4 protein-coding genes are annotated in these 4206 nt (G+C 68.2%); 3 read left to right on the forward strand and 1 reads right to left on the reverse strand.

Annotation, left to right across the window (positions count from 1 at the left end; translation table 11 throughout):
- A partial coding sequence (locus tag HUK84_RS11435) for an Ig-like domain-containing protein (protein WP_218064334.1) occupies positions 1-455 on the reverse strand: 455 nt, incomplete at its 3' end.
- A 386-nt stretch (positions 456-841) separates the two neighbouring features.
- On the opposite strand from HUK84_RS11435, the gene HUK84_RS11440 reads away from it, so the two are divergent.
- The 3 genes from HUK84_RS11440 to HUK84_RS11450 all read left to right on the forward strand — a co-directional run.
- Positions 842-1384, forward strand: a complete 543-nt coding sequence (locus HUK84_RS11440) for a hypothetical protein (RefSeq protein WP_176640410.1) — start codon at positions 842-844, stop codon at positions 1382-1384.
- 95 nt (positions 1385-1479) lie between these two features.
- Entirely contained in the window at positions 1480-3507 is a 2028-nt protein-coding gene (gene parE, locus HUK84_RS11445) for a DNA topoisomerase IV subunit B (RefSeq protein WP_176640411.1), read from the forward strand.
- A gap of 86 nt (positions 3508-3593) precedes the next feature.
- Positions 3594-4206: EamA family transporter (locus HUK84_RS11450; RefSeq protein WP_374729318.1), on the forward strand; the 613-nt coding region annotated here is incomplete at its 3' end.

The raw sequence follows: 4206 nt of genomic DNA on the forward strand, positions 1-4206 counted from the left end.
GGGGTCGGCACCACGACGCCCGTGGCGTCGACGCTGGCGGCCACGACCAGCGACCGGCGCGGCAGGCCGCTGCCGCGGATCAGCGTCACCGTGAAATGGTCCGGCCCGGCATAGGCGGTGTTGGGCGTGTACGTCACATAAGTGTGATTATTGTAGTTATAGATGAATGCCTTGCCGTGCTCGGGCGCCGGCGCCACGCCGAACGAGGCATAGGACTGCCCGCCATCCTGCTGGACCAGGATCTCGCAATTCCCGTCATCGCTCCGCACGGTCATGCTGGCCTGCAACTGGCCCGACGCGTCCGGACGCACGGGACCGACCTTGCAGACCGCCGAACGCTTCAGATAGCCGAACGGGTTGGGCGGCACGGCGGCCTGTATCACGGGCCTGTTTTGACAGCCGGCCAGCAGCGCGGACGCCGCCACCAGGATTGCAGAAGACAGTCGCACTCGCACTCGTCAGCTCCGCTTGTTCACAGACCGCAGGCGCCGGGGCACGCGGTCGAAAATCGCCGGCCACCGCTCTAGAGCAGATCGCGGGACGGTGGAACTCCCCCGCCGCGTGAATCTGCGTGCCGGCCCGCCGGCCGACACCGTCCGGACCTGCCCGGACGGACAATCGGGACAACGCCCGAGCGCGCGGAAATGCGGCACCGGAACGCTTGCGGCCCGCGCCCCCGGACGATAAGAAGCGCGTCCGAACGGCCCCAGATTTTAATTGCCAACGCAACCGCCAGGGTTATGTTGCCATTATAAAGTTCTAGCCAGTCTAGTTCACATATTGGTTCATATGCCGGCTGCCATCCGGCGCAGCACCTTGATCGGTCTGGAGAAATCGCACCATGTCTTTTCCGATTCGGCGTGCCGCAATGGCCGGCATGGCGCTTGCCGGGTTTTTGAACGGCCAGGCCGCGATGGCGGCCGATGCCTGTACCACCTCGCCCGCGCATGAGGCGTTCGACGTCCAGGGCCTGAAGAGCGAGCTGATGGTCACGGCGCTGTCGTGCAACATGCAGGACCGCTACAACAGCTTCGTCGCCCAGTTCCGCGGCACGCTGCTGGCCGAGGAGAACACGCTGAACGGCTATTTCCGCGCCACCTATGGCCGCAGCGCCCAGCGCGAGCATGACGACTACATCACCCAACTGGCCAACGTGCAGTCCGAGCGGGGGCTGAAGGCCGGCACCGCCTTCTGCAACCAGCGCGCTGCGATGTTCGACGAGGTCGCGGTCCTGGATACGCCGGCCGATCTGTCCAGCTATGCCCAGGCCAAGGACATCATCCAGCCGGCCTCCTACGAGACCTGCATCGCGCCCGAGCGGAGCCTGCGCACCGAAATCCGCACCCGTTATCGCGGCCGGCGGACGCATTCGACCCGTAGCTGAGACCGGCGGCGGAACATAGGGAGCGGGTAGACGGCGGCGCCGGCCTGTCGGGGCGCGCTTGACAGGCGCCGGGGTGGCGGAACAAAGAACACTCCATGAACGACGATCTCTTCTCCGCGCCGCGGCCGAACCGGGACACACGCAACCGTCCGGCCGCGCCCACCGCACCGGCGCGCGGCGACGGTGGAGAGTACGACGCCAGCGCGATCGAGGTGCTGGAGGGGCTGGAGCCCGTGCGGCGCCGACCCGGGATGTATATCGGCGGCACGGACGAGGTCGCCTATCACCACCTGGCGTCCGAGATCCTGGACAATGCGATGGACGAGGCCGTGGCTGGCCACGCCACCACGATCGACGTCACGCTGGAAGCCGGCGACTGGCTGACGATCCGCGACAATGGGCGCGGCATCCCGGTCGATCCTCACCCGAAATTCAAGGATCGCTCGGCGCTGGAGGTCATCCTGACCACGCTGCATGCCGGCGGCAAGTTCTCGGGTAAGGCCTATGCCACGTCGGGCGGCCTGCATGGCGTGGGCTCGTCGGTGGTCAATGCGCTGGCGGCGCGGATGGAAGTCGAGGTCGCGCGCGACCGCGCGGTCTGGCGCCAGGTCTATGAACGCGGCCATCCGGTCACGCCCCTGGAGCGGATCGGCGCCACGCAGAACCGGCGCGGCACGCAGATCCGCTTTACCCCCGATCCGCAGATTTTCGGCCGGCTGCATTTCTCGCCCGCGCGGCTGTACCGGCTGTGCCGGTCGAAGGCCTATCTGTTCCGGGGGGTGACGATCCGCTGGTCGTGCGACCCGGCGCTGATTCGCGACGCCGACATCCCGGCCGAATCCGTGCTGCATTTCCCCGGTGGCCTGGCCGACAGCCTGCGCGACGAACTGGGCGCGGCCACCCTGCTGACCGACATGTGGTCGGGCGAGGCCGACCTGCCGGTCGGCCCCGACGGCGCGGCTACCGGACGGATGGAATGGGCCATCGCCTTCCTGGAATCCGGGTCGGCCAATCTTGCGTCCTATTGCAACACCATCCCGACGCCGCAGGGCGGCACGCACGAGGCGGGATTCCGCGCGGCCCTGCTGAAGGGGTTCCGCGCCTGGGGCGAGCAGCGTTCCAACAAGCGCGCCGCTTCGATCATTGCCGATGACGTGCTGGGGGCGCTGGCGGCCAAATTGTCGGCCTTCATCCGCGATCCGCAATTCCAGGGCCAGACCAAGGAGAAGCTGACCTCGCCCGAGGCCGGCCGGCTGGTCGAGACTGCGCTGCGCGACCGGTTCGAGCAATGGCTGGCCGGCCATCCGGCGCAGGCCGACAATCTGCTGGCCTTCATCATCGAACGCGCCGAGGAGCGGCTGCGCCGCCGCGACCTGAAGGACACGCCGCGCAAGAGCGCGACCCGGCGCCTGCGCCTGCCGGGCAAGCTGACCGATTGCACGCGCGAGAACGCGGCCGAGACCGAGATCTTCCTGGTCGAGGGCGATTCCGCCGGCGGGTCGGCCAAGCAGGCCCGCAACCGCGAGACCCAGGCCGTGCTGCCGCTGCGCGGCAAGATCCTGAACGTAGCCAGCGCCTCGACCGAGAAGCTGCGCGCCAACCAAGAACTGCGCGACCTGATCGAAGCGCTGGGCTGCGGCGTCGGCGACCGGTTCGAGGCCGCCCGCCTGCGCTATGGCCGGGTCATCATCATGACCGACGCCGACGTGGACGGCGCACATATCGCATCGCTGCTGATGACCTTCTTCTACCGCGAGTTGCCCGATCTGATCCGCCAGGGGCACCTGTATCTGGCGCAGCCGCCGCTCTACCGGCTGACCCAGGGCGGCAAGACGGTCTATGCGATGGATGACGCCGACCGGGAACGCAAGCTGAAGCGCGATTTCAAGCCGAACGCGAAAATCGAGGTCTCGCGCTTCAAGGGCCTGGGGGAAATGCCACCGGGCGACCTGAAGCAGACGACGATGGACCCGAAGCGGCGCACCCTGCTGCGCGTGGTCACCCCGGCCGAGGACCGCGCCCTGACCAGCGAGCGGGTCGAGCACCTGATGGGCCGGCGGGCGGAACTCCGCTTCCAGTTCATCCAGGAGCATGCGAGCATGGTCGAGGATCTGGACGTCTGAAGATCCTGTCTCATCGGATCTTGTCCCACTGCTCCTCCTGCCGTACGGCACCAACACCGACCTTCTGACGCAGGATACAGACCATCATGGCCACCGGCACAGCCCCGGACGCCATTTCCGGGCAGAAACCCGGCGGGCCGGTCGGCGCCGCCTTGCTGCTGCTGGGCGGCATTGCGTCGTTCCAGGTCGGCGGGTCGCTGGCGAAACTGGTCTTCGTGCAATTCGGCCCGCTGGGTACCGTCAGCCTGCGGCTGTGGCTGGGCGCGATCCTGCTGGGCGCCCTGGTGCGCCCGTGGCGCGCGGCCCCCGACCGGGGGACATTGCTGCTGGTCGCCCGCTATGGCGCGTCGATCGCCGTGATGAACATGCTGTTCTATCTGGCGCTGGCACGCCTGCCGCTGGGCATCGCCGTGGCGGTCGAGTTCCTGGGGCCGCTGATCCTGACTTTCGCGGAGTCGCGCCGGCCGGTCGATCTGCTGCTGGCGGCCCTGGTGTTAGCCGGGCTGGGACTTCTGCTGCAGCCGGGGGCGGCGCTGCATGACGGCGGGATCGACCTGCTGGGAGTCGTCTTCGCACTGCTCGCGGGGGCGGCATGGGCGGTCTATATCCTGGTCGGCGCGCGTGTCAGCCGACGGATGGACGCGCCACGGGCCACCGCCATCGGGCTGGCGGTCGGCGCGCTGCTGGCGACGCCGGTCT

Source organism: Nguyenibacter vanlangensis, from assembly GCF_013376155.1.
GTDB classification, from domain to species: domain Bacteria; phylum Pseudomonadota; class Alphaproteobacteria; order Acetobacterales; family Acetobacteraceae; genus Gluconacetobacter; species Gluconacetobacter vanlangensis.